At 39.2% G+C, this 25,186-nt stretch carries 24 protein-coding genes; 23 read left to right on the forward strand and 1 reads right to left on the reverse strand.

Annotated elements, in window-relative coordinates:
* The first annotated feature begins 37 nt into the window (after positions 1 to 37).
* The 5 genes from EZJ28_RS00895 to EZJ28_RS00915 all read left to right on the forward strand — a co-directional run bounded on the left by EZJ28_RS00895 (position 38) and on the right by EZJ28_RS00915 (position 4,496).
* The gene (locus EZJ28_RS00895) at positions 38 to 1,027 is read left to right on the forward strand and encodes a 2-hydroxyacid dehydrogenase (protein ID WP_131393919.1); all 990 of its coding nucleotides are present in this window, start codon (positions 38 to 40) and stop codon (positions 1,025 to 1,027) included.
* Between the two features lie 290 nt (positions 1,028 to 1,317).
* Positions 1,318 to 1,830, forward strand: coding sequence for an SgcJ/EcaC family oxidoreductase (locus tag EZJ28_RS00900; RefSeq protein ID WP_131393921.1), 513 nt, complete (start codon positions 1,318 to 1,320; stop codon positions 1,828 to 1,830).
* A 96-nt stretch (positions 1,831 to 1,926) separates the two neighbouring features.
* On the forward strand, positions 1,927 to 2,976 hold the full coding sequence (locus tag EZJ28_RS00905) for a serine hydrolase (protein ID WP_131393923.1): 1,050 nt from the start codon (positions 1,927 to 1,929) through the stop codon (positions 2,974 to 2,976).
* Positions 2,977 to 3,132: 156 nt separating this feature from the next.
* Positions 3,133 to 4,044, forward strand: a complete 912-nt coding sequence (locus EZJ28_RS00910) for an amidohydrolase family protein (protein WP_131393925.1) — start codon at positions 3,133 to 3,135, stop codon at positions 4,042 to 4,044.
* 26 nt (positions 4,045 to 4,070) lie between these two features.
* Positions 4,071 to 4,496, forward strand: coding sequence for a hypothetical protein (locus tag EZJ28_RS00915; protein WP_131393927.1), 426 nt, complete (start codon positions 4,071 to 4,073; stop codon positions 4,494 to 4,496).
* A gap of 91 nt (positions 4,497 to 4,587) precedes the next feature.
* Here the strand turns inward: EZJ28_RS00915 and EZJ28_RS00920 are convergent, their stop codons facing one another.
* On the reverse strand, positions 4,588 to 5,031 hold the full coding sequence (locus EZJ28_RS00920; RefSeq protein WP_131393928.1) for a hypothetical protein: 444 nt from the start codon (positions 5,029 to 5,031) through the stop codon (positions 4,588 to 4,590).
* Between the two features lie 177 nt (positions 5,032 to 5,208).
* Here EZJ28_RS00920 and EZJ28_RS00925 point away from each other — a divergent pair, with 177 nt between their 5' ends.
* The 18 genes from EZJ28_RS00925 to EZJ28_RS01010 all read left to right on the forward strand — a co-directional run bounded on the left by EZJ28_RS00925 (position 5,209) and on the right by EZJ28_RS01010 (position 25,096).
* Positions 5,209 to 6,963, forward strand: a complete 1,755-nt coding sequence (locus EZJ28_RS00925) for an SLC13 family permease (RefSeq protein WP_131393930.1) — start codon at positions 5,209 to 5,211, stop codon at positions 6,961 to 6,963.
* A 96-nt stretch (positions 6,964 to 7,059) separates the two neighbouring features.
* Positions 7,060 to 7,842: an Fpg/Nei family DNA glycosylase gene (locus EZJ28_RS00930; protein ID WP_131393932.1), complete on the forward strand. Its 783-nt coding sequence runs from the start codon at positions 7,060 to 7,062 to the stop codon at positions 7,840 to 7,842.
* Positions 7,842 to 8,561, forward strand: a complete 720-nt coding sequence (locus tag EZJ28_RS00935) for a DUF72 domain-containing protein (RefSeq protein ID WP_131393933.1) — start codon at positions 7,842 to 7,844, stop codon at positions 8,559 to 8,561. The genes EZJ28_RS00930 and EZJ28_RS00935 overlap by 1 nt, the downstream gene beginning before the upstream one ends.
* Positions 8,562 to 8,629: 68 nt before the next feature.
* Entirely contained in the window at positions 8,630 to 9,067 is a 438-nt protein-coding gene (locus EZJ28_RS00940) for a hypothetical protein (protein WP_131393935.1), read from the forward strand.
* Between the two features lie 33 nt (positions 9,068 to 9,100).
* Entirely contained in the window at positions 9,101 to 9,544 is a 444-nt protein-coding gene (locus tag EZJ28_RS00945) for a DUF4440 domain-containing protein (protein WP_131393937.1), read from the forward strand.
* Between the two features lie 66 nt (positions 9,545 to 9,610).
* On the forward strand, positions 9,611 to 10,018 hold the full coding sequence (locus EZJ28_RS00950) for a GNAT family N-acetyltransferase (protein WP_131393939.1): 408 nt from the start codon (positions 9,611 to 9,613) through the stop codon (positions 10,016 to 10,018).
* A 22-nt stretch (positions 10,019 to 10,040) separates the two neighbouring features.
* Entirely contained in the window at positions 10,041 to 10,934 is an 894-nt protein-coding gene (locus EZJ28_RS00955) for a carbohydrate kinase (protein ID WP_131393941.1), read from the forward strand.
* Positions 10,935 to 11,108: 174 nt separating this feature from the next.
* Positions 11,109 to 13,364, forward strand: coding sequence for an ATP-binding protein (locus tag EZJ28_RS00960; protein ID WP_131393943.1), 2,256 nt, complete (start codon positions 11,109 to 11,111; stop codon positions 13,362 to 13,364).
* Positions 13,365 to 13,530: 166 nt separating this feature from the next.
* On the forward strand, positions 13,531 to 14,007 hold the full coding sequence (locus EZJ28_RS00965) for a hypothetical protein (RefSeq protein WP_131393945.1): 477 nt from the start codon (positions 13,531 to 13,533) through the stop codon (positions 14,005 to 14,007).
* Entirely contained in the window at positions 14,004 to 14,555 is a 552-nt protein-coding gene (locus EZJ28_RS00970) for an SHOCT domain-containing protein (RefSeq protein ID WP_131393947.1), read from the forward strand. The genes EZJ28_RS00965 and EZJ28_RS00970 overlap by 4 nt, the downstream gene beginning before the upstream one ends.
* Before the next feature lie 387 nt (positions 14,556 to 14,942).
* A complete protein-coding gene (locus EZJ28_RS00975) occupies positions 14,943 to 15,737 on the forward strand; it encodes a class I SAM-dependent methyltransferase (protein WP_131393948.1) in 795 nt (264 codons plus the stop codon).
* A 182-nt stretch (positions 15,738 to 15,919) separates the two neighbouring features.
* A complete protein-coding gene (locus tag EZJ28_RS00980) occupies positions 15,920 to 17,002 on the forward strand; it encodes an SMP-30/gluconolactonase/LRE family protein (RefSeq protein WP_131393950.1) in 1,083 nt (360 codons plus the stop codon).
* A 140-nt stretch (positions 17,003 to 17,142) separates the two neighbouring features.
* A complete protein-coding gene (locus tag EZJ28_RS00985) occupies positions 17,143 to 17,952 on the forward strand; it encodes an alpha/beta hydrolase (RefSeq protein WP_131393952.1) in 810 nt (269 codons plus the stop codon).
* Between the two features lie 101 nt (positions 17,953 to 18,053).
* The gene (locus EZJ28_RS00990; protein ID WP_131393954.1) at positions 18,054 to 19,709 is read left to right on the forward strand and encodes a serine hydrolase; all 1,656 of its coding nucleotides are present in this window, start codon (positions 18,054 to 18,056) and stop codon (positions 19,707 to 19,709) included.
* A 160-nt stretch (positions 19,710 to 19,869) separates the two neighbouring features.
* Positions 19,870 to 20,889: a Gfo/Idh/MocA family protein gene (locus EZJ28_RS00995; RefSeq protein WP_131393956.1), complete on the forward strand. Its 1,020-nt coding sequence runs from the start codon at positions 19,870 to 19,872 to the stop codon at positions 20,887 to 20,889.
* Positions 20,890 to 20,997: 108 nt separating this feature from the next.
* Complete coding sequence (locus EZJ28_RS01000) at positions 20,998 to 22,530, forward strand: glycosyltransferase family 39 protein (RefSeq protein ID WP_131394836.1); 1,533 nt, start codon at positions 20,998 to 21,000, stop codon at positions 22,528 to 22,530.
* 146 nt (positions 22,531 to 22,676) lie between these two features.
* Complete coding sequence (locus EZJ28_RS01005; RefSeq protein WP_131393958.1) at positions 22,677 to 23,813, forward strand: S9 family peptidase; 1,137 nt, start codon at positions 22,677 to 22,679, stop codon at positions 23,811 to 23,813.
* A gap of 185 nt (positions 23,814 to 23,998) precedes the next feature.
* On the forward strand, positions 23,999 to 25,096 hold the full coding sequence (locus EZJ28_RS01010; RefSeq protein ID WP_131393960.1) for a permease: 1,098 nt from the start codon (positions 23,999 to 24,001) through the stop codon (positions 25,094 to 25,096).
* The last annotated feature ends 90 nt before the right edge of the window (positions 25,097 to 25,186 follow it).

The raw sequence follows: 25,186 nt of genomic DNA on the forward strand, positions 1-25,186 counted from the left end.
CTGCAATCGTTTTTAGTCTGCTTAAAATCAGAATGATATGAGAGTAGCCGTATTTAGTACCAAGCCTTATGACGAAGAATATTTTGAAAGGTACAGAAGTCAGAAGGATCTTGAATTCATCTATTTTGAGGCTTCCCTCAATCACCACACTGCAAATCTCACTAAAGGCTTTGATGCTGTATGCGTTTTTGTGAATGACAAGGTAGATGGCAGGACGCTAAAATCCCTGGCTAATCACGGTGTGGGATTGATTGCCTTGCGCTGCGCCGGTTTCAATAATGTTGACCTTGAGGCGGCCAGGGCGCATAATATTAAAGTAGTACGGGTGCCCGCCTATTCTCCCGAAGCAGTAGCTGAACATGCCGTGGCTCTGATCCTTACCCTGAACAGGAAAACCCATAAGGCCTACAACCGGGTTCGGGAAGGGAATTTTTCCCTGAACAGGCTTATAGGTTTCAATCTTTATAAGAAAACGGTAGGAGTAATAGGCACCGGAAAGATAGGCGCGACCTTTTGCCATATAATGAAAGGCTTTGGATGCAGGATCATTGCTTTTGATAAATATGAATCAGATGAACTGAAGCAACTTGGAGTTGAATATAAACCTCTGGATGAAGTTTTTAAGGAGGCCGATATGCTTTCCCTGCACTGCCCGCTTACTCCCGATACAAGGCATATGATCAATAAGGATTCGCTGTCGCTAATGAAAGACGGCGTGATGATCATCAATACCAGCCGGGGAGGACTTATAGATACTGCTGATATCATTAAGGGCCTGAGCAGCCGGAAAATAGGCTATCTGGGTATAGATGTCTATGAGCAGGAAGAGAACCTGTTCTTCCAGGACCTCTCTGAAAGCATCATTGAAGACGATATGCTCCTGCGGCTTAACAGTTTTCCGAATGTTCTCATCACCTCACATCAGGCATTTTTCACTAAAGAAGCGATGGAAGAGATCACCCATACCACGCTGAATAATATCCATGAATTTAAAGAGGGGAGAAGCCTGACCAATGAAGTGGTTTGATGTTTAAATACATCATTTGTTTTTAAATAACTGTTTATTAGTGCGTTGTGTTCTTGTGGTGAATATTTTGGTATCTTTGTTATAACGACATTCCTGTAAATTTCCTGTGGGGGATTTTGGATCATCAACTCGTCAAAACTTTCCTGGCTCTCCAAATACGTAACCTCCTTTATTGCTGTTTTCTTTTATAATCTATCCGGCTTTTAGCGCAGGCCAGAGATTCATTGTAATGAGAAGTTAACGGGGAAACCGAAAACCGTTCAGAGTAGGCATTAGTAAAAAAATGAAAAATGAAAAGATCAGCATTTTATTCAGTATTGGCCGGAGCACTTTTAATTTTATCAGTTTCTGCCTGCAACAACAAGGTAAATGAACCGGAGGAGAAGGAAGAAATGGAAGCGACCACTCCTAAGGATACGTTCAGTCTTGAAAAAGCTAAAACCGAGATCATCGATGCAAATTCAGAATTTGCCAGCTTATTTAACGAAGGGGATTCTACCGGTGTGGCAAACTTATATACTGACGATGCCAAATTTATGATGGAAGGTTCCCCTGCAATTACTGGAAGGGAGAATATTCAATCGGCCATAGCCGGAATAAAGAATTCAGGGATTTCCAGGGTGGATCTTAGAACGATCGAGGTCTGGGGTGATGAAGACATGGTGGTAGAGGAAGGCGAGCTTACCTTATACAGGGAAGGAGTTGAAGTAGACCGTGGAAAATATATGGTGCTCTGGAAGAAAGAGGATGGCCAATGGAAATTGTTCAGGGATATTTTCAATTCCAATCTGTCTTCAGACTAGTTTGAATTATGATATAGCCTTAGTTCTAATAAAACTGTAACAATTCCATATTCGATCCATCTTTATTGTAACATTAATCATCAATCAAAATTCGAAATGCGAAAAGTTATAGCGGCTCTTCTATTGCCCTTTTTTATCAGTTTTAATTCAAGTATTGCTGCGCAGAACGCAGAAAATTCTACAGAAATTCTCACCATTGAATCCCGTTTAAAGGAAATGAATGTTCCTGCGCTGGGGCTTGTGGTCCTAAAGAATGGCCGGGTAAGCCGGGCTGAGGTTTACGGGGAGCTTTATGAGGGGAAACCTGCGCCTGAAGATGCGATCTTTAACGTCGCTTCCCTTACCAAGCCCATAGTTACCATGCTTACCTTAAAGCTGGTGGAAAATGGGGACTGGACACTGGATGAGCCACTGCATCCTTACTGGGTAGATCCGGATGTTAAAGAGTACCGGTATAGTAAGATTCTCACTACAAGACATATCCTTACCCACCAATCGGGTTTTCCTAACTGGAGATGGGAAAATGAGGATAATAAGCTTGCCTTTAAGTTTGAACCCGGGAAAGGCTATGGATATTCGGGAGAAGGTTTTGAATACCTTCAGAACGCACTGGAAAGCAAATTTCAGAAACCACTGGAGAAATTAGCCGATTCACTGATCTTTCAACCCCTGGATATGGAGCATAGCTGGTTCTACTGGAATGATTCCGTAGAAGAAGAAAAGTTTGCGAAATGGCATGATAGCGAAGGGAACAATTCCTATAGTGTGGTAAAAGATAAGTCTGCCAGTGCCGCCGATGATCTTTTAATCACTATTGGTGATTATGGTAAATTCGCTGAATATGTCCTGGAAAAGATCGCCGAAGAAAAAGTCCTGTATAAGGAAATGGTCACCCGTGGTAATGGAGTAGAGAATCAGACCGTTATTGGACTGGGCTGGGAACTGCTGCCTGATCTTAAGAATGAGGAATATGCGGTTTTACATACCGGTGGAGACAGGGGAGTGAATACCCTTATCATGCTACTACCTGAGACCGGAGAAGGAGTCATTATTTTTACGAATGGCGATAACGGAAATCAGCTTTTTTTCGAACTTATCAATGACCACCTCTCTCTGGGGGAACAGATCACCGGAGCTGCACAATGATATCAATAACGCAACATTCTTTGCCTCAATGTTTTATATCAAATAACGTATAAAAAAGGCAGATAAATCGTAACTTGTATAGTTGATGGAAAAACAAACTATTATGTAATTCTGGGAGGTCTTTGATTTAGAAGCGAACAATTAAAATCAAAGGCAATGAAAACCTTAAACGTTCTTTTCTGCTTCCTACTCTTGCTTATAGTGCCTGTGCATTTAAGATCACAGGAACGATTACCCGTTATTGATATGCATATGCATATAGGAGTGCCCCTTGACATCCCCGCGGGTGCACCGGCGCCATGCCTGCCTTATCCATGTACAGGAAAGGGAAAGGCCACTGCAGGTGCACAGGACAACCTTAGAAAGACCCTGGAGATGATGGATGAATACAATGTGGTGTTGGGATTTCTGGGTGATCTTGATCTGGAATTGCTTCCTGAATGGGAGGCTGCGGCACCGGAAAGGTTTATTCTTTCACCTTTTATCCTTGACCCTGCCCAGGCCGATAAAGATCTTATCCGTAAGAAACTGGAGGCAAACGAATTCCAGGGAATAGGCGAAATAGGAGCCCAGCTTAGGGGTATACCTCCAAATGATCCGCGCCTGGAACCATTTTTTGCAATGGCAGAAGAATTTGATGTCCCAGTGCTTATACATACCGCCGGGATTGGCCCGCCCTTACCGGATTTCCGATCGTCTGCGGGGAGCCCTCTCTTACTTGAGGAGGTTCTCACAAAGCATCCCAAACTCAGGATCTATGTGGAAAACTCCGGTTTTCCCTATCTGGATGAAATGGTGACTATGATGTATCAGTATCCACAGCTTTACGGAGATATTTCCACGATCACCTGGATCATTTCCCGAAGAGGCTTCTATGATTACCTGGAAAAGCTTATGAATGCAGGACTGGGAAAACGCCTCATGTTCGGTTCAGACCAGATGATATGGCCCGAAATGATAGGGGAAGGGATCGAAGCCATTGAAAATGCTGATTTTCTGTCAGAAGAAGAAAAGAGGGATATTCTGTACAATAACGCCGCACGATTTTTAAGGCTGGAAGAGAAATAGCTCTTATCGGCTATAACAATAAAGCAATGAAAACTTTAAAGAACATATTCGTTTTTTCTAAGTATCCTCCGCTGATACTTGGCATTATTACAGCTGCGATCTCACTACTCCTCCCTTTTATTTTTGCCGGAATATTATATTTAGCGGGATTATTATTGGGAGGACATAATGAAGAGCTTGGTAATTTTATAGCTTATCTCTGTACCGGTATTCTGGTTGCGGTAATGTGTTTTTTTATCTGTAAAGCACATCCCAAAAGCATTTGGTATACGCCGGTAGTTTGTAATGCGATCACGCTTCTGGCGGGAATCGGTAACTATTTTGAAGGTAATCCCAATATTCTCATGCCTTTCGCAGTGGGATGGGTATTCTCTGTGATAGCGTCGGTAAGAGGAAGAAATATCGGAATGCGCAGGAAAGCGATAGAGCTTGCAAAGAACCGACCTTTATAGTTTTGAAAATACCTGTTAGATAGCTAACCAGGCCGCTACCCCAATACGCGGCCTGTTTCACCTGTCAGATTAGTGGGTTAGCTATTGAGTGTTATTTTTGTCTTTTATAGAACAGGCCCGGTCCGTCACAGGCCCACCAGCTGCCATACAGCTCTGTTTCTTCATTTTTAAAGAAGAGATCCTCCACCTTGCCGGAGCAACTTGCTATGATCTCATTCTCTTCTTCATATTCTATTACGATCCCCTTGAGATCATTTTCCTGAAAAAGCTCATACCTGCCGGTGACGCTTAAGCTTTCACCATCATCTTTTCTTGTTTTTACAACAGTTCCGTCAGAACTGAACCTGTATTCTTCCTGCCAGGCCATATCTTCCCCGGTAGTTTCAGAATCGGGTAAATTCCCCGTCATTTTGTACAGTTTCCAGGTTTGAGGATATGAATGCGCCTCGAAATCCTTTACCATAATACTCTCTTCCTCGGCGCAGGAAAAGGATATTAAAAAGGATAACAGGATAATAAAGGTCTTAATTTTCATGATTTAGATAAGATTGGTTACAAGGAAGATGCAACACACCCGGAATGGTTGCGTATTTAATTAAAAAAAATTGGAGATCCCCTCTTCCGGCTGTATATGTTCCACCCAAAATTTACAATTTCAGACTTACTGGCGGGTATTTTAGCTATATTTAAGTTCTATCTAACCGGTTGAATTATGGAAATAGCTCTTGTTTTAGGTTTGCTTGTGATAGCCATAATTCTTTTTGCTACAGAAACCTTTTCGGTGGATATCGTAACCCTCGGGCTGCTGGTAGTACTTATGATAAGCGGGGTGCTCACCCCGGGTGAAGCATTTGAAGGCTTCAGCAGTGATTTTATGATCATCCTGGCTTCCATATTCGTCATTTCGGGGGCGCTTTCAGAAACCGGACTACTGGATAAGCTGGGTTCCAAACTTATAAAGGGTATAAGAAGCAGGTCCCTGTTCATTGCCTATACCATGCTTATCACGGGGTCATTTTCAGCATTCATGAACAATACCACGGTCACGGCACTGGTAACGGGCCCCGTGGTTGGGATGTGCCGTAAGCTGAAGATAAGCCCGTCAAAAGTACTCATCCCGATTGCCTATGCCTCTATACTCGGCGGGACCTGCACTCTGATAGGGACTTCAACCAACGTGGCGGTTAGCGGGTACATTGCCAGTGTGGGGCTGGAACCCCTTCATTTCTTTGAGATATTCTGGATAGGGCTTATCCTGGGCACGGTGGGGATACTTTTTATGCTGGCATTCTGGCGGAAACTGTTACCTGATAGAAAGGAAGGCAGTTTTACCGAGGAGTATAAGATCAAGCAATATCTTACCGAGATCGTGATCCCCCAGGGTTCCAGTCTTATTGGAGAATATGCGTTCACTTCAGAGCTCGCGCACTGGGAGGTAAAGATCATTAAGGTGATTCGCAGAAGGGACGAGATAATTCCCACCCCTGCCACGATCCTGGAGACGGAGGATATCCTGCTTGTGGAGTGTAAGGTAGACGATCTTATAAAGATCAAGGAACATGCTGGCCTGCATGTCCTGGCCGATACCATCGGGAAAAAGGAGATACAGAGCGATAAGGTAAGGCTGGTGGAGGTGCTGGTCACCCCCGGCTCAAGGCTGGTAGACCGTACGCTGAAGGAGGCCCGGTTCCGGCAGAATTATGGTCTCGTGGTTCTGGCAATACATCGTTTTGACGGAATGGTCTCTAAAAAGATCGGTGACATCAGGCTGAAGATCGGGGATGTGTTACTGGTGCAGGGAACCGAAGAGCTCATTGATGAAGTAAGGAACTCTACCGAATTTTCGGTGATGGGAGATTTCAGGGTGAATATGTTCAAGGAGAGAAAAGGTATCATGGCCGCCCTGGCCTTTTTACTGGCGATCATCGCAGGTTCTTTGGATATAGTGCCGCTTTCGGTGGCATTCCTAACGGCTGCCCTGGTCACGGTAATGGTGGGCGCGATCCATGTAGAGCGTGCCTATGAGATCATGAACTGGAAACTGCTCATTCTTATTGGCGGGATGAGCGCCTTTGGAACGGCCATGCATAATTCGGGCGCATCAGAATTTCTTGCCGGTAATATCATAGGCCTGTTGGGAGGCCTGGGCACCATCTGGGTGCTTGCCGGTTTTGTGGTGCTGGTGATCCTCCTAACCCAGCCACTGTCTAATGCGGCCGCTGCCCTCGTTATCCTTCCCGTGGCTATGGATGCTGCCGGGATCCTGGGGGCAGATCCAAGAAGCTTTGCCATTGCGATCATGCTGGGAGCTTCGGTCTCGCTTATCACCCCTTTTGAACCTTCCTGTATCCTGGTGTACGGGCCGGGAAAATATAAGTTCATGGATTTTATAAAGGCAGGGGTTCCGCTTACCATCATCCTTGTGATCATCATACTTCTGCTGGTTCCCGTCTTCTGGCAAATGTGATCATATTAGGAAAAGATGATCTTAATTTAGCATAGTCTTAAAAGAATTTTCGCTTTGGTCTCAGTATTTTAGGGTGTACTGAAAATACTAGTGATCATGCCAGAATTACCGGAAGTTACGTATTACAAGAAATATGTGGATGCGACCTCATTACATAAGAAGATCCAAATGGTGGGAATGAGCACTGCAGAAATTTTGCAGGCACCTAAAAAAGAGTTCGAAGACAGGCTTGTGGGAACCGAGTTGGTACAGGCCCAACGGCACGGGAAATACCTTTTTATTAAAACTTCAGATGATGGTTTTCTGGTCTTTCACTTTGGAATGACGGGGAAATTCGACTTTTCCCACGAAGATGATCCGCCGAAACATACCAGATTTTATCTCACTTTTGAGGATTCTTCAAAGCTTTTCTTCATATGCCCGCGCAAGCTTGGCAAGATATACCTGGCGCAGGAGATGGAAGATTTCTTAGAGGAGCATTCCGTGGGAAAAGATGCGCTGGAGATCGATAAGAGCGAATTCCGGGAACTTTTGGATAAGAAAAGAGGAAGCATTAAGGGAGCACTCACCAATCAGAGCCTTATTGCCGGAATTGGAAATATGTATGCCGATGAGATCCTTTTCCAGACAAAGATCCACCCAAAGACCGCTGTTAGTGATCTTTCAGAAAAGGAACTTGATAAGATCTTCAATAAAATGGAAGAGGTGCTGGAAACCCTTATTGAAAGTAAGGAGAAGGAAGACGGACTCCCGGACACCTATCTCACCGGGAACAGGGAAGAAGGAAGCGATTGCCCGGTTTGTAAGGGGAAGATCAAAATGATCAAGGTATCGGGGAGGAGCACCTATTTTTGTCCTTCCTGCCAAAAAGAGAAATAATGAAGTTGTTCATAGGATGTTCAGGCTGGAATTACAGGGACTGGAAGGGGAAGTTCTATCCCGAAGACCTTGCCAGGAAGAACTGGCTGGAACATTACATGAGCATTTTCAATACGGTGGAAGTGAATGCGACCTTTTACAGGCTGCCGAAGGATTCCACTTTAGAGAAATGGAAAAGATCTGCTTACCGTAAAGATTTCAATTTCACACTGAAAGGCAGCCGGTATATCACGCATATGAAGAAGCTCACTGAGCCGCAGGAGAATATTGAGAAATTTGAATCCGCCGCTGAAGTCATGAAGACCAAGCTGGGCTGTGTTCTCTGGCAATTACCACCCAGCCTGCACCGGGACGATGAAAAGCTGAGGAGCTTTTGTAAAGCGCTTAAGAAAAGCAATAAGAACGTAATAGAATTCCGGCATGAAAGCTGGTTCACCGATGAGGTATATGATCTCCTGGACGAGCATAAAATAAGTTTCTGTTCCATATCCACCCCGAAGTTTCCCGAAGAGATGATAGTCACCGGCAAAGTGGCCTATGTGCGCATGCACGGGAAGGGCAAGAAATGGTATGATTATGATTATTCTGAAAGCGAACTGAAATCCTGGAAGAAGAAGATTGAAAATTGCGGGGCAGAGGAGGTCTATGTCTATTTTAATAATGATACGGCTGCAAATGCACCTGAAAATGCGAGGTACTTAATGGAGATGTTTGCCTGAATGTTTTAGCGCCCTATTTTATATTGATTCTGAAGGCTTTAATTCGTAACTTGAATGTGCAATTCAGGATGATGAAAAAAAGTCATTCCTCATACAGGAGTCATAGGCTTTTCAAATTAAGAACGGGAAGCCAGGGTCGCAAAATCACTACGATCACAAGTCTTGTTTTACTTATCCTGCCATTACTTTTTCTTACAGGTGTAATCTTTAAGCATTATCTGAAAACCGATCTGTGGATCTTCACTTCGGTATATGAATGGATCATCCTTTCAGATCAGAAGTATGGAAATACATCCCCGGTGAACTGGATCATCAGATTTCTTTTACTGGGAGGCCCGTTCCTTGCTTTCTTTATCAATTTCCTTTTTGTTTTTGAGTACAGGAGATCAGCCAGTTTCAGTATGAGCTATAAATGGATCAATCTCCTTTTAATAATTTCAGGCGCTTTCCTTTGTCTTATTTTCCTTAGTTACCTGATAATGGAGAACATGACAATGTTCGATTGAGCCGGATTCAGCTTAACTTTTAAATTTCATCAGATGAAAAATACACTGTCTTTGATATTATTACTGCTCCTTCTTTTTTCATGCGGTACCAATGAGAATGGATCCGGGGAAAAATGGAAAAATGAGATCATGGAGACCGAAGCCCAATTTGCCAAAATGGCTGCTGAAGAAGGTATTCCAAAAGCTTTTCTTCATTATGCTGCCGAAGATGTGGCCCTGCTGCGCGATGAAAGACTTATCCTGGGAAAGGACGCCTTAAGACAGAGCTATCCCAGTCTTGAAAAGAAGGATAATGTAAGCCTCACCTGGAAGCCAGATTTCGTAGATGTATCGGCTTCGGGAGATATGGCCTATACCTATGGAAAATATGAATACAGGGTCAAAGATTCCCTTGGAAACGAGAATGTTTCCGAAGGCATTTTCCATACGGTCTGGAAAAGACAGCCGGACGGCGAGTGGAAATTCGTCTGGGATTAAGCTTATGCCGGTCTGCTCAATAAATCGCTTAGTATTTTCTATCTTGAAAGCTGAAAAAGTTTAAGAATGAACATCGGGATAGAACATCGAAATCCTACACTTAGAGAATACCAGATCCTGAGAGGTTCCACTGGCTGGGAAGAACTTGACGACAGCACGGTGGAAAAAGGCCTGGAAAACTCGCTGTTCTCGGTCTGTGCCATTGCCGGCGGACAAACCGTGGGTATTGGGCGCATCGTGGGAGACGGCGCCATCTATTTCTATATCCAGGATGTGATCGTGATGCCGGCCTTTCAGAAAATGGGAATAGGAGACCGCATCATGAAAGAACTGGAAGAATGGCTTAATAAGAATACCTACAGGCATTCATTTATAGGCTTGATGGCGGCGGAAGGAGTGAAGGATTTCTATACGAGGTTCGGCTACCTGGAACGCGGCAGTTCAAGGCCCGGGATGAACAAGCTCAGGAAATGATAAAATCTGAAATTTAAAAGGCATGGCGAAAAAAATAAAGGCGGTTTGTTTTGGTGAGATCCTCTGGGATGTGTTCCCGGACAGTGAACGTATCGGCGGTGCTCCGCTCAATGTAGCGAGCAGGCTGAGTAGCCTGGGCGTGGAGACCGAAATGATAAGCAGGGTAGGGACCGATGAAAAAGGGGAGGAACTGCTTTCTTACCTGAGATCCAAAAAGGTGGAGACCGGAAATATCGCGAAAGATGCCGATCATCCCACCGGGATGGTGAAGGTTAGTTTATCTGCCGGCGGCTCGGCCACCTACGATATCACCTATCCTTCAGCCTGGGATAAGATAGAACTTACCGATGCCATGGTGGATTCTGTACGAAATGCCGATGCCTTTATCTTCGGAAGCCTGGTATGCCGTGATGAGGTGAGCCGCAATACGTTGTTTAATCTTATCCCGAAAGCGAAGTTCAGGGTGCTGGATCTTAATCTCAGGCCACCGCATTATTCAAAGGAGCTGCTCCTGGAGCTGATGCAGCATGCCGAGTTCATCAAGTTCAATGATGACGAGCTTTTTGAGATCGCCGGGATGATGGGTTCCAAATACAATTCACTGGAGCAGAACCTGCTTTTTATTGCCGTTAAATCGAATGCAAAGTCTATCTGCGTGACCAAAGGAGGCTATGGCGCGGTGGTGTTGCACGATAAGAAATTGTATTATAATTCCGGGTACCGGGTAAAGGTTAAGGATACCGTTGGCGCGGGAGATTCGTTCCTGGCCACGCTTATTGCCGGTTTGCTACAGGGGGATGAGCCACAAACCGCACTGGACAGGGCCTGTGCCATGGGAGCCCTGGTAGCGGCCAGGGAAGGCGCCAATCCCGATATTCCTGCCCCAAGCCTGCAGGCATTTATCAATCCATATTAAAGGGAGGAGTCCTTTTATCGAAAAATTTATACTTAAACGTTAGTCTTCGATTATTCTCATTATTTTAGAGAAGAATTAAGTCTATCCTGGCTTTTTATATCAGGAAGGAGAGTAAAAGGCCTGCTATAAGGAGTTACCAGCAAGGCTTAACGAAATCTATCTAACCAAAAATTTATGCAACCTAACCTCAATCAAAAACAAAGAATTTTAGCTGCAACAATTTATCTTATTGCATTAATTGGAATATTTTCATTAATCGGAGGAAATATTTCAAATGTAATATTTGGACAAAGCATTGATTCAAGCATTTGGTTCTATTCTGGAGCTCTGCTAATTGTATTAGGCGCTTACATTGCAGAACCTTTCTTTAGTAAACCTTCGAATATAATTATAAACTCAGTAGTGATTATTGTAGCCCTTTTAGGTTTAGATGACAAAAATGCTCTAATAGGATACTCATTTATTTTCTACTATGCTGTTTTCCTTTTATTGCTAAGCGTTATATCAATATTTTTTTCAAATTCTAACAATGAGAAGCTTTTAAAAATAGGGAAATTCAGTTATTGGACTAGTACAAATTTAGGACACAATAAGGTGATTTTTTCACTCCTTTATATATCCGCAGCAATTTCATATTTTGGTTTAGAGGGTAAACTGGTTCCTTTTATATTGATGATGGTTTTATGGATCTGTTTAATCTTCTTTGATATTGTAGGTCACATAATAAGCTTCTTTAAAAAATTCAAGACACTCATAGGTGATAAAATATCCGAAGAATTAGGTACTGCAATAGGATGTGAAAACCCCCTTTTTTATAGAGTAGAGATAGATAGAACAAAGAAAAAAACTAGTGATGCTAAAATTGGAGATGTTGTCGCAATCGAGACAGAAATAAATGTAGGTGCAATTGGCATAATTGTTTCTAAATGGAAGCTTTTAAACAAAGAATGGATTTCAATATACTTACTTCAAAAACCCAATAAAGAATTATTAACTATCTCCTTAAAATTAAAAAAACAGTTTGCTGATCCTAAATCAATTTTTTCCAAACAAAATGCAGTTTATAAACTGAAAGTAGATCATCTAAGCCACGAAATACAAGATTGGATTTCCAATACGAACTTGTTTCAAAAGAAGAGCGATTTTATTGGCTATGTTGATAGAGATTCAAATATCGAAAAAGTCAATTTTACAATAATCGAAGGTGCAAATGGTAAAAAACCAACAGAAGGATGTATAATAGAAACACCTATTTATGATGATCTTACTCAGTTTCAAATAATTAATGCAAACACTAAGAGAGAACATCTTGAAAACTTAGATTTTAAGGGGTTTACAAACGGGGTTGCAAGAAAATTAGGTAAATATGATATTGAAGAAAAGGAGTTGAATGTAAAAAAATGGCTTCCAAATATATATTCTCCTATATACTATTCTTCTAATGAAGATTTAGATGAAACAGAATTAATAGATATAGCAAAATCTTCTATAGGTCGATTACCAAATTCGAATTTTCAGTTACCAATTAAGGATTTCAATTCATTAGTAACTCACAATACAGCTATTTTGGGAATTTTAGGCATCGGAAAATCATGTCTCGCGTATGAATTAATTTCAAAAATTGTAAAAGAGAATATTAAAGTAATATGTATTGATGTTACCAACGAGTATAATAATGACCAGAAAGGATTGCCTAAATATCTTGACGAAACTAAAATTGTTGAGGGCGTAAGGGATATTAACGAGGAACTAGATAAAATAAATTTTGAAGTTGCTGACGCAAAACAAGATGGGGGGAACATCCATGATTTACAACGCCTTTTAAAAGCAGATTTCAAAAGTTTTATGGATTCCGATAACCAAATTAGGATTATTAATCCTGATGAAATTATTGCAATTCAACAAACTGAGAATGCTAAGAATAGAAATAAAGATGGAAAATGGGAAATGTATGCTCCATTTTCAGAACTTACTGTTGCCGAAGTAAATAGAGTTATATCAGAAATATCATTAGAAATATGTAAAGAATTAGGAATTACAGATGAGGCAAGATTATTATTAGTTTATGAGGAAGCACATACATTGATTCCAGAATGGAATTCCGTTGCAAATGATAGTGATAAATATGCTGTGAATGGAACTTCAAAAGTGATTCTCCAAGGTAGAAAATATGGTTTAGGATCTTTCGTAATAACTCAGAGAACAGCAAATGTCTCAAAAAGTATTTTGAATCAATGTAATACCATGTTCGCGATGAGAGTATTTGATGACACTGGAAAAAATTTCTTAGAAAATTATTTTGGAAGAGATTATGCTGACATCTTACCAACTCTTGAAGAGAGGTGGGCTATAACTGTTGGAAGAGGTTTGAAATTAAAACAACCTGTCATAGTTGAACTAAATGATCGAAAATATATTTTTAAAGAATAAGAAAGCCCAGCTGGTAACATCGGTTCATCGCAAATAACGGGTACTGTCGAAAAAGTGTAATTTTAGAAACCAGAAAAGAAAATGGTTAATCCGACAAGTCCGCATCCCTACTCCCGCAACTTGCGATAAGCGAAACCGTTCTACGCAATTTTAAAAAAAACCATCGATGAAATTAAATCTGATAATACTATTATTCTTTAATTCTTTCCTGACTTACGGACAATGTAATTGTGCAACAAAAATTATTTCCGACGTAGAAACAAAACAATGCACTCCTTCTTTAGTGGCATACGACAATACATATCAAGTTGGGGCTTCAATAAACTCCACATATAATGATATTTCACTGATATTGACAGTACGATTTACGGAAAAATCGAATACAATAGGTTCGGATTTATTAGTTTTCATAAACGATGAAAAAACATTAACTCTTAAATTAATAGACAGTCAAAAAGATTACATTGGTGGAAGTGAAATCTGTCATGCAAAATTTAATCTGACTGAAAAGGACGTGGAACTTCTAAAAATCCGAGATCTTTCTTCTTTTAGATTCCAATTTTCAAACGAGGATATGTATAGAACATTTCAGATTAAAAGAAACAATGATATTATAGGAAAACAACTAAACTGTATTTTATGAAAGTGAGTCAAATCTTGATGATAATAATGTTGACTGTCATTGGAATTACAATTTTATTTTTCATTAAAAATGAGAACAGAGCTAAATCTATTATTGAGGATCTAAAAAACGGACAGATTCCTATTAATGACCTTAGAGACTATAAAGATGAGAAGGATCTAGGTGTATCACCTTTTGCTTTTGGTGCTAATCATATTCTATCAGTAGAAATAGTTCGAAAAGAGAAAAACAATAAAATACTGCAGAGAGGTGGAGGATTTTTTGTTGTAATTCTTGTTGTATTTATGTTGGTTAGATCTAATGAGAACAAAAAAGATCCTACCAAAAATTTAGAAAAACTAAGACAAAAAAACATAATTTCAGAATCCGAGTATCAGGCGAAAATTCAGTATGCAAAGAATCTAGGATTGGAAAAGAGAGCTAAGCAAATAAAAGAAAGAGAGATTAAAAAATTAGTATCAGAATTAGATAGTCTAAAGGCAAAAGGTATAATTTCAGAAGATGAGTATCAGCAAAAACTAATTAAAGTAAGAGAAAAAACTGCGTAGAACAACGCATAACTCAAATAGACGGCACCGTTAGCAAAAAATAATTAACCTGCCCAGCGAACCAGGTCTTAAGCCTGCCCCTCGCGATAAGCTTGCCCCTTGAAACGTCTTTTTATTGAAGTTTAAATAAATTGAGAATATCAGTATTTTTTAATTTTCTCCAGGTCTATGTATTTAGGTCAATATAGGATTGACAGTAGTTTCACCTACATTTATCGCGAAAAGGGGACAGGATTAGAAGGAAAATCACTAACTTAAAACACACCCGGTGTTAACATACTTCCCGGCAGGGTGATCCCCCCAGTGGCTGGGAATATGGCCCTACGTCTCCCGCTTTTTCGTATTCATATATGAGACCTGTATGCTCCTGGCAAAAAGAATTTCGGGATGGATGATAATAATACTTACCAGTTACAAAAAAAGGGAGCAAAGTTCTACGAAAAGAATTTTGTCCCATCGCTGTTTCAAAAATGGGCAGAAATAAGCGTCCAAAAATTATCCCTGAAAGAGTCAGATCATCTATTAGATGTAGCCTGTGGAACCGGAATTGTAGCCCGGACTGCAAGAGATAAAAAAATTGAGAATTTAAAAATAACAGGATGTGATATTAACCCAGGGATGCTGGAAGTTGCTTCTGAAATTGATCCTGAAATAAACTGGGTAAAAGGAAATGCTGAAAACCTACCCTTTGAAAATGACTCATTCGAAAAGATAAGCTGCCAGTTTGGGCTTATGTTTTTTAAGGACCCGGTCAAAGCAATAATGGAAATGAATAGAGTTAAAAGAAAAAATGGAAAAATCATTATTGCCATCTGGGATAAAGTTGAAGCCAATGAAGGCTATTTTGACCTTTTACAACTAGTAGAAAATATTGGAGGGAAGGATTTAGGCCTCATTCTCAGATCTCCTTTTAACCTGGGGGATAAAGATCTAATTGACAAAATTCTTAAACTGAGTAAAACTCCGGGTTATGAACTTGAGACTATTCAAAGCTTTGTTGAATTCCCATCAATAGAACACTGGATTGATTGTGATGTTAAGGCATCACCAATAGCAGATAAAATAACTGATCAACAATATTCCAGCTTACAAAGAGAAGCTAAAAAAAAGCTTTATCAATATGTTGATGATGATCAAAAAGTTAGGTTTAATATGTCTGCCCATATATTGACCTTGAAATAATTTAAAATTGATGCATAAAAAACGGTTCATCGCCAATAAGCAATAGCATTAGAAAGAAAATAATTATCTTGAACAACAAACTAATACTAAGCCGACAAATCCGCATCCATAATTCTGCGCCGCATGTTATTATGCGAGAACGTTGTAATGCATTTTTTTCAAGGTTAAATCAGGTATAATTGATGAAAAATTACCAATTACCATTAATTTTTCTTTTGTTAATAGTTACTTCTTGCTCCTTTAATCAGGAAAAGAATAACTCAAAGGAGAAAAACCCGAAAGTTGTTCAGAAAAGCTTTCCGAATTATTCTTATTCAATTGAAAATTCAATACCAGGTTCCGCAGATTTATACCTTCCTGAAGATGGTGCGGGCCTTCCGGATGGAAGAATAATCGTAGCTGATAATGAAGATGGGCTGCATGTAATATTAGAAGACGGATCAACAAAATCATTCGGGAATATGAAAAAAGCAGGATATTCTGATGGTGGAGCCAGAGGGGTCTTTCTTGAAAGGAATGGAAAACATATTCTTGTATCATGTGTGAATTCCGGAGAAATTTATCGTATTAATATTGAAAAAGAAACTTCGGAAATTATTTATCGACACAATTACGGAATTAACAATATCTACAAAGACAGAGAAGGAAATATTTGGTTTACGCAATCAGCAGAAAACCCAAATGGTACTACAGAAGCTCTTGATGAAGCATTTGCAAATCCAATCCCTACCGGAGCATTATATCGTTTAAAAAAAGAGAAAAATAGCAATTCATTTAAACCAAAAATGATGGCAGATAGCCTGTTTTTTGCGAATGGAATCACGATGGATGAAAGTGAAGAACATGTATATGTTGCAGAATTCAGAATGGATAGAATTATAAGATTTCAAGTGAGTAAAGACACTCTTAGAAATAAAGAACAGTACTCAATTATTCTATCACCTGATAATTTAGAGAGAGGTCCCAATGGCAATATTTGGGTAGCATCATTAATGCAAAATAAAATTTTTGCAATCGACAAAAATGACAAAAGCAGACATGAAGTATTTTCTGCAAAATCTGAAATGAATGAAGAAAAGCAAAAGGAATGGGTAAGGAAAACACATTTGGGAGAATCAGTAATTGATATTGGACATCCTGATATGTGGAATCCTTTAACCGGTCCACTCACTGGTTTATTCTGGTCTTATGATCAAAATGAAATTTATTTTACCGGACTTGGGTCCAAAGTTTTAAAATATCCTTTTCAACCAGCTCCGAACTAACAAACGTGGTACTACATCGGTTAATCGCCAGTAGACGGTACCGTTAGTAAGAAAATAATTATCTTGGCCAAAGACCAAATCATGAATCAACCTCCCGATACCTATCCGGATGATAATGTTATGTGAAATTTAATCTAAGAATGAGACCTAGTATAATAATCATATTTTTTTTACTCACCTTAAATGGTTTAGCACAAGAATCTTTATGCGTAAATAAGATGATCAGACACACTATTAAGTCTGAATATTTAAATGAGGATAGAGATTATTGGGTTAGTTTACCTCTTAAGTATTCTGATTCTATAAAGTATCCTGTCATCTATGTTTTGGATGCTGAATGGAGATTTGATTTAATCAAAAACATAACATTTGATCTGGGAGCACATAAAAAAATAGAGAATTCTATAGTAATTGGCATACCTCATATTGATTGGGAAAATAAAAGAGGACAAGACTTAACTTTTAGTAATTCGAGGATCGAGTATGATGGTGAAAAAGTAGATTCTACTTGGTATAATGACTCCAATTCTGGCAAAGGAATGCAATTCTATTCCTATTTGACAAAAGAATTAATTCCAGAAGTAAATGATAAATATTCTACCAATAAACATGAAACCTTGATAGGCCATTCTTATGGAGGTTACTTTGGTAGTTACATCCTATCCCTAGATCATCCTTTTGAAGTCCTGCACATGTATGACCCTTCGATTTGGTATAGTAATGGGGAAGTGATTTCGAGATTCAAAGACTCTAAATCATCTAAAAGCTTAAAAATTCATCTAACGTATCAACCAGAACCCGAATTCCACAAGATTAAGGTAGAAGAATTTATAGAAGTACTTGAGAGCGATGAATCAATTATCCTGACAAAAGAATTTTATGAAAATGACACTCATAATTCCCTGTTTTTAGATAGTTTTTATAAAGGCATAATTCAAACCAATAATTAACTGTACACAACACGAATTCATCCTAAATAAAGGGTATAGGCTCGGCATCTCTGCTCCGACAACTTGCGATAATCCTAAGTTTTACAATCAATAAAAGAAAAATGAAAAACTTAAATTCTTTATTTTATTTATTCAGTTTGATTTGTCTTGGTCTCTTCTGCTCCTGTCAACAAAGATTAGAAACTGAATCGGATACAGGACTTACAACAAAAATAGACAGCATTTTTCAAAAATGGAACAATGATTCCACACCGGGAGTTGCGGTTGCAGTTGTTAAAAATGGAGAAGTTATTTTCAAAAAAGGATATGGAATGGCTAATCTGGAATATGATATTCCCATACAAACAAATACAATATTTCACATTGCCTCAGAATCCAAACAGTTTACAAATTACTGTATCGCCTTATTAGCAGAACGAGGTAAGCTTTCCCTGGAAGATGATATTCGCAAACACCTTCCTTACGTGCCCGACTTCGGAAAAAAAATAACTATAAAGAATTTAATTTATCATACCAGTGGATTAAGAGATCAATGGCAGCTGCTTGCTATAAGCGGCACACGTATAGATGATGTGATAAAACAGGATCATATCATTAAACTTGTTGAAAATCAAAAGAGGCTGAACTTTGACCCCGGAGAAAGGCATCTTTACTGTAATACCGGATATACTTTATTGGCAGAGATAGTTGAAAAAGTAAGTGGAAATACTCTGAGAGAATTTGCCGAACAGGAGATTTTTAAGCCCCTGGATATGAACAACACTCACTTCCACGACAATTATGAAGAAATAGTTAAAAACCGGGCTTACTCATATAATTCAATAGACAGTACTTCTTTTAAAAAGAGCATACTAAGTTACTCTACCGTGGGGGCAACTAGTTTATTTACGACGGTTGAAGATGAAGCGAAATGGTTAAATAACTTAAACACAGGGAAAGTAGGAGGAATGGAAGTTGTAAATCAAATGCATGAATTAGGGGTGCTCAATTCTGGAGATACTTTGACATATGCCTTTGGACTTTCGATAGAAAGATACAAAGGAAGGAAAATGATTGGTCATGGTGGTTCAGATGCCGGATTCAGGTCATTTGTGGTTAGGTTCCCTGAAGAAGATTTAGGGATTATTGTTTTTAGCAATCTTGCAGATATAAGTGCTTATGGAAAAGCAATGGAAATTGCAGATATATTTCTGCCTGAAGAGAAACAGGAAAATAACGCTAAAGAATATGAGCAAAGTTTAAGTAAAAAGAAAATCGGGAATTATTACAGTGATCAGGGATTGACTTGCGAATTAATTGATAGCACTGATTTATTCTTGAAATTTAATTGGGGAGCGGAACAATTAATTCCTTTGTCTGAATCAACATTTTCAATATTTAATGGTAATGGGAAAGTGAAATTTAGCAGTGATGATCATAATTCTTTTGAATTTTACTCTTTTGATGAGAAGCAACTATTAAAAAAATATACGCCAATTGATTCGACTGCAATAGATAATGAAGAATATGTTGGGAGCTTTAAAAATGATGAGTTGGACTCTGAATATAAAATTAAATCTAATGGCGATCACCTAATTTTGCAGCATAAGAAATATGAAGATGTTAAACTTGAACCTATTACTATTAATCAGTTTACAAGCCCTCATTGGTGGATGCAAAACATAATATTTGATCGTAACGAAGAAGGAAAAATTGTAGGTTTTGAAATTAATAGCGGAAGGGTTCTGCATTTATATTTTAAAAAGACTATTAAATAATTACTGGTTGTAATAGCTCATAACGGCAGCTTTAGAAAGAAAATAAGTAATTTCACCCAAACAGGTCTTAAACCGACCTCCCGATAGCGGTCGGGACCGAGTTCCTGGTCTGGCAACTTTCGATAACCGGGACCTTTAGACAACATTTTGAAGAGAATTAATGACTAAAATTGGATTCATTGGAACGGGTTGGACCGATATAGGTCAGATCAAAGCTTTTCAAAAGAGCGGACTTATCCCACAGGCCATTTTTTCCAGAAGTTACGACAAGGCAAAAGCCATAGCTGATAGATACTCGATCCCGGAAATTTATACCGACTGGAAAAAATTGATCGAATCACCTAAGATTGATCTTGTAAGTATCGTTTTACCCACCTTCATGCATTCTGAAGTTATCAGGTATGCCAGGAGATCTGGTAAAGCTTTCATTTGTGAGGCACCTTTTTTATCAGCCGGAGAGATAGAAGATCTAATCTCCCGGAAAAATAAGCTTGAGATAATTGATTATGAATTAAGGTTTACTCCCCATTTCATTAAGATGAAAGATCTTATTGGAGAAAACAGAATTGGACGTGTAGAGTCTTTCCATTTTGAATACTTGAACAATAGCGCCCTCAACAAAGAAATAAAATGGGACTGGTCTAATGACCTACAACTGGGTGGAGGATATTTAAACCTGGTTGGGGGACATTTTATTGATCTGGGAAATTATCTTTTCGGGAATTACCAGAAAATAATAGAGACTAAGCTACATATTTATCAACCGGAAAAAGAAGATAATAAGGGGCGTCTAAGAGAAGTGACTGCTGATGATGAGGCATATCTGAAACTGGAGTATCCGGATAAAGTATTCGGTGAAATCTTTATCAGTCAGATGAGTGATAAAGAAGAAAAACTTCTGTTTGAAGTAAAAGGATCCGGCGGTAAATTAAAGCTTGAGAACAACGAACTTCTCCTTGAGAATGATAATTCAGTTAAAAAGGTGGATTTAAATTATGACCAAAGTCTGTTTACGGGCTTTGATAATAACCTTTTTACGATCGGGAGCTTTTTCCTGGGACAAAGAATTAAACAGGCTTTGGAAGGGAAGGATAATTTTGAATTTCCGGGTTTAAAAGATGCCCTGGTGAATCAAAAGCTACTTGATAAGGTATACAAAACCCTGCCTGAAAAAGCATAATAAACAGGAGGCAGGCTTTAAAAGGAAATAATTATCTTCACCCGTACACCGGGTTTTAAGCCGACATCCTGATGGCGGTAATTTTTTTGGAGTAAAATTCAGGAAATGATGTCAAAAAAAAGATTGATCTTATTCGGATTTATATTGGTAAAATTCTTACTTCAATATATTTTAATAAGTCCGGAATACGATCTTCAAAGAGATGAATACTTACATCTCGATCTAGGGAACCACCTTGACTGGGGATATTTATCCGTTCCGCCCTTTATCGCATGGGTCTCGAAAATAATTTATCTTCTGGGGAATTCTGTTTTCTGGGTCAAATTCTTCCCGGCCCTTTTCGGAGCATTGACGATTGTAGTAGTATGGAAAAGTATTGAGCAACTAAAAGGGAACCTGTTCGCTTTGATCCTGGGAGCGACCTGTGTTCTATTGTCGGTACTGTTAAGGCTCAACACTTTATATCAGCCAAACAGCTTCGATGTATTGAGCTGGACGCTGTTCTACTATATTCTTATACGATATATCAATTCTGAAAATTCAAAATGGATCTACATGGCAGCTTTGGTCTTTGCCTTAGGATTCCTTAATAAGTACAACATTGTTTTTCTGGTTATAGGCCTGATTCCTGCGATCTTATTAACTGAACAGCGAAGCATCTTCCGTTTAAAGCAATTATATATAGCCGCAATTCTGGGGCTGTTGCTAATTGCTCCAAACCTTCTCTGGCAGTACCAGAATGATTTCCCGGTTATTCACCATATGAACGAACTGGCAAACAGGCAGTTGGTGCATGTGAACAAGCTTGACTTCTTAAAGTCACAGGTATTTTTCTTTATAGGTTCTTTATTTGTGATCATTTCTGCCCTCTACGCATTAGTCTTTTATAAGCCTTTCAAAAAATTCAGATTATTTTTCTGGGCGTTCTTTTTTACACTGGCTGTCTTTATGATTTTGAGAGCTAAAGACTATTACGCCATTGGTCTTTATCCAATCTACATTTCATTTGGTTCGGTTTTTCTGGGACAGCTGTTAAAGGACGGGAGAAAAAGCCTTTTACAACCGGTTGCTATTGCAGTTCCTGTATTATTATTTATTCCCATATTCAATATTGCATTCCCTAATAAAAGTCCGGAGTATATCATTGCTAATTCTGAAAAATACAGGGAATTAGGACTGCTTAGATGGGAAGATGGGAAAGACCATTTAATACCCCAGGATTATGCCGATATGCTTGGATGGAAAGAACTTGCCCAAAAAGTAGATTCTGTATATAGCCTAATTCCAGGTTCAGAACAAACCCTCGTACTTTGTGATAATTATGGCCAGGCGGGAGCAATAAATTATTATTCAAAGAAAGGAATAAAGGCGGTTTCTTTTAATGCGGATTATATAAACTGGTTTGAGCTTGATCAACCATATAAAAACCTTATTCGCATCAAATCATACGATGAAAAAGATAAGGAGCTTAAGGATACAAGTCAGTATTTTGAATCGGGAATTATAGCCGATTCCATAACAAACCGGTATGCCCGGGAATATGGAGCAACGATCCTCGTTTTTACAACCGCTAAAATTGATGTAAATGAAAGACTAGAAAATGAAATTGAAGAAGTAAGATCTATCGCCACCAGTGATTAATGAGGGCAATACATGGCATTCAACAAAGTTGCTAACTTAGAACACTAATCGACAAAACAATAAGCGGTCATCCCGATAACTATCGTGACCACGCTCCCTAATCAGCCAGCTTGTATTATGTGAGGCCGTTGGCATTAATTTTTTATATGAGAAAGTTGCTGATCATATTTTTTTTGATTTTAGGTTATCTGCTTTTTTGGGCTAATTTCACTGCAATAGGGGTGATTGTAGATACTAGATTCTTTGTAGTAATCCTGTCTGGTATTCTAGTTTCAATTTTCAGTTACTTTCTCATAAAAGAAAGAAAACCATATTATTACCTGACATTATTCCTCTCTCTCATTTTATTGATTCTTTCTGTTAGGGAATATTATTTCCTCTACGATGAGAGCGAAATTACTTTTCAGAATGATAGAAAGGATTTCTATGGGACTCTTTATCAGCCAAAGTTTAAAAAAAGTAAATGTGTAATAGTTTTTATTCATGGTTCAGGAAGTGAAACAAGAAAAGAATATGCTTTTCATGCCCGTCATTTAGCCCGACAGGGAATTGCCAGTTTTACTTACGATAAACGAGGTAGCGGGAAATCAGGGGGAGAAACTTATGAAGTTGGTTATAGCGGTTATGCTAATGACGCTATTTCTGCAATTAAAAAGATAAAATCTCAAAATAGTTTTGAAAAGGTGGGACTTTTTGCCGTAAGTGAAGGTGAATGGGTTAGCCTTATTGTGGATTCCTTAGAGAAAATAGATTTTATTTTAATGGTATCGGCTTCCGGCACCTCTCCATTTCAACAAAGCTTACGGGAATTAACTTACCGGCTGGAAAGAAAGAATTTCAGCGATCAGGATGTTGAGGAAGCTAAAAGTCTTTATCAGGAAATTCTGGCATTTGATAATGATTCGCTAAAGCGTGTACAATTAGAAAACAAGATCATGGAATCACAGCATAAAGCCTGGTTCGAGGCAGGCGAAGATTTCTCTACTGAACTTTACTATTACCCATGGTGGCATAAGGTAATGAACTTTAATCCAAAGGAATATTTAGACAAAACAGATACCAATATTCTCGTTCTTATTGGAAATGACAATCAATCCTTCCCACCATTAGAAACAATTTCAAACTTTGAGGGATATAAGAATATAAAAGTTGTGAAATTTGATAAAGGCGACCATTCATTACTCGAATGGAAGTTTGGGGAAGGTATTCCTCCACCATTTTTTGTAAAAGAATATTTAAAGACATACTCTGACTGGATTATTACTAATTGCAATAAAAACTGATACTTCCAACGGTCATCAAGATGTTGAAAAAGCAATCTTTTTTCAATATTCAGTATATAAATAACGCTTTTCAAAGGCACTTCTCAGTGTTATTCTGATTCCTGCTAAAAAATTTGCGTCTTTTTTAATCTCATTTCGTCTCTATATAAAGAGCTTTTTCGAAATGTTTAATTAAAAGAGATAAAATGGAACAAGTTATTAGAATCGCAGAATTTGTTGTTGACTCATTTATTCATATCTGGCCCTACCTGGTGATTACGATTCCCATTGCGGTATTTGTAAATGTATCTGGAGTGTCAAAAAGGATCCACCGAATTGTAGACGCAAAACCTTTGGTCTCGGTCTTACTGGCCACCATCATTGGCGCTTTTAGCCCTTTTTGCTCCTGCGGAGTTATTCCGGTTATTGCATCCTTACTTATCGGGGGCGTGCCTCTGGCACCGGTGATGTCCTTCTGGATCGCATCCCCATCCATGGATCCCGAGATCTTCTTTTTGAGTACGGCTACCATTGGATGGGAGCTATCTGTCTGGAGACTTGCTGCAACACTTTTTATAAGTCTGCTTTCAGGTTACATTACCCATGTATGTATGGTAAAAGGCTGGCTTGGAGCCGATATTCTGAAAAAGGATATGACAACATCTGCTAAAAGTCCGTTGAAAGTTGCCACTGAAAAGGCATGGGAAAGCCTGAAGATGATCTTTGCAGGAGATAGTGTAGCGAAAAGAGAAGTGCAGTTAGTGGCAAACGGGAATAATACCGCAACGCTGAACTGTTGTGTTTCAGCAACCGATTTAGACTCTGAGCCTGTAACCAGTGGTCAAACCCAGGAAACAAAAACCTGTAGCTCTAAAACCTGCTCCTCAGAGAAGGTATCTGTCTGGAATAAAGTATCCAGGGAAACAATGAAGGCAACGCTTATGGTGACCAAATTCATGACGCTGGCTTTCATTATAAATGCTCTCATCCAGTTTTACGTACCCCAGGAATCAATTTCAAACATCCTGGGCGGTAACGGGCTTATGTCCATAATAACCGCGTCCCTGGTGGGAATTCCCTTTTATACAAGTAATCTTACCGCGCTGCCTTTAATTGGCGGTCTGCTGGAACTGGGAATGAGTGAAGGAGCCGCTTTAGCCTTCCTGATATCGGGACCAATCACCACCCTGCCGGCAATGGCTGCTGTCTGGGGGATCGTGAGAAAAAAGATATTCATCATGTATGTGTCTTTTGCCCTGACCGGTTCTCTGATATTTGGGATATTGTTCAATCTGATAAATTAAAGCAGGAACATCGTAAAATAATATTCGCCTGGTTGGTTGCGCTTCAAAGCATAGTTTAAACACCGTGCAGCCTTCAGGGAAAAAATAAGT

The sequence above is a fragment of the Gramella sp. KN1008 genome, assembly GCF_004332155.1.
Taxonomy (GTDB): Bacteria; Bacteroidota; Bacteroidia; order Flavobacteriales; family Flavobacteriaceae; genus Christiangramia.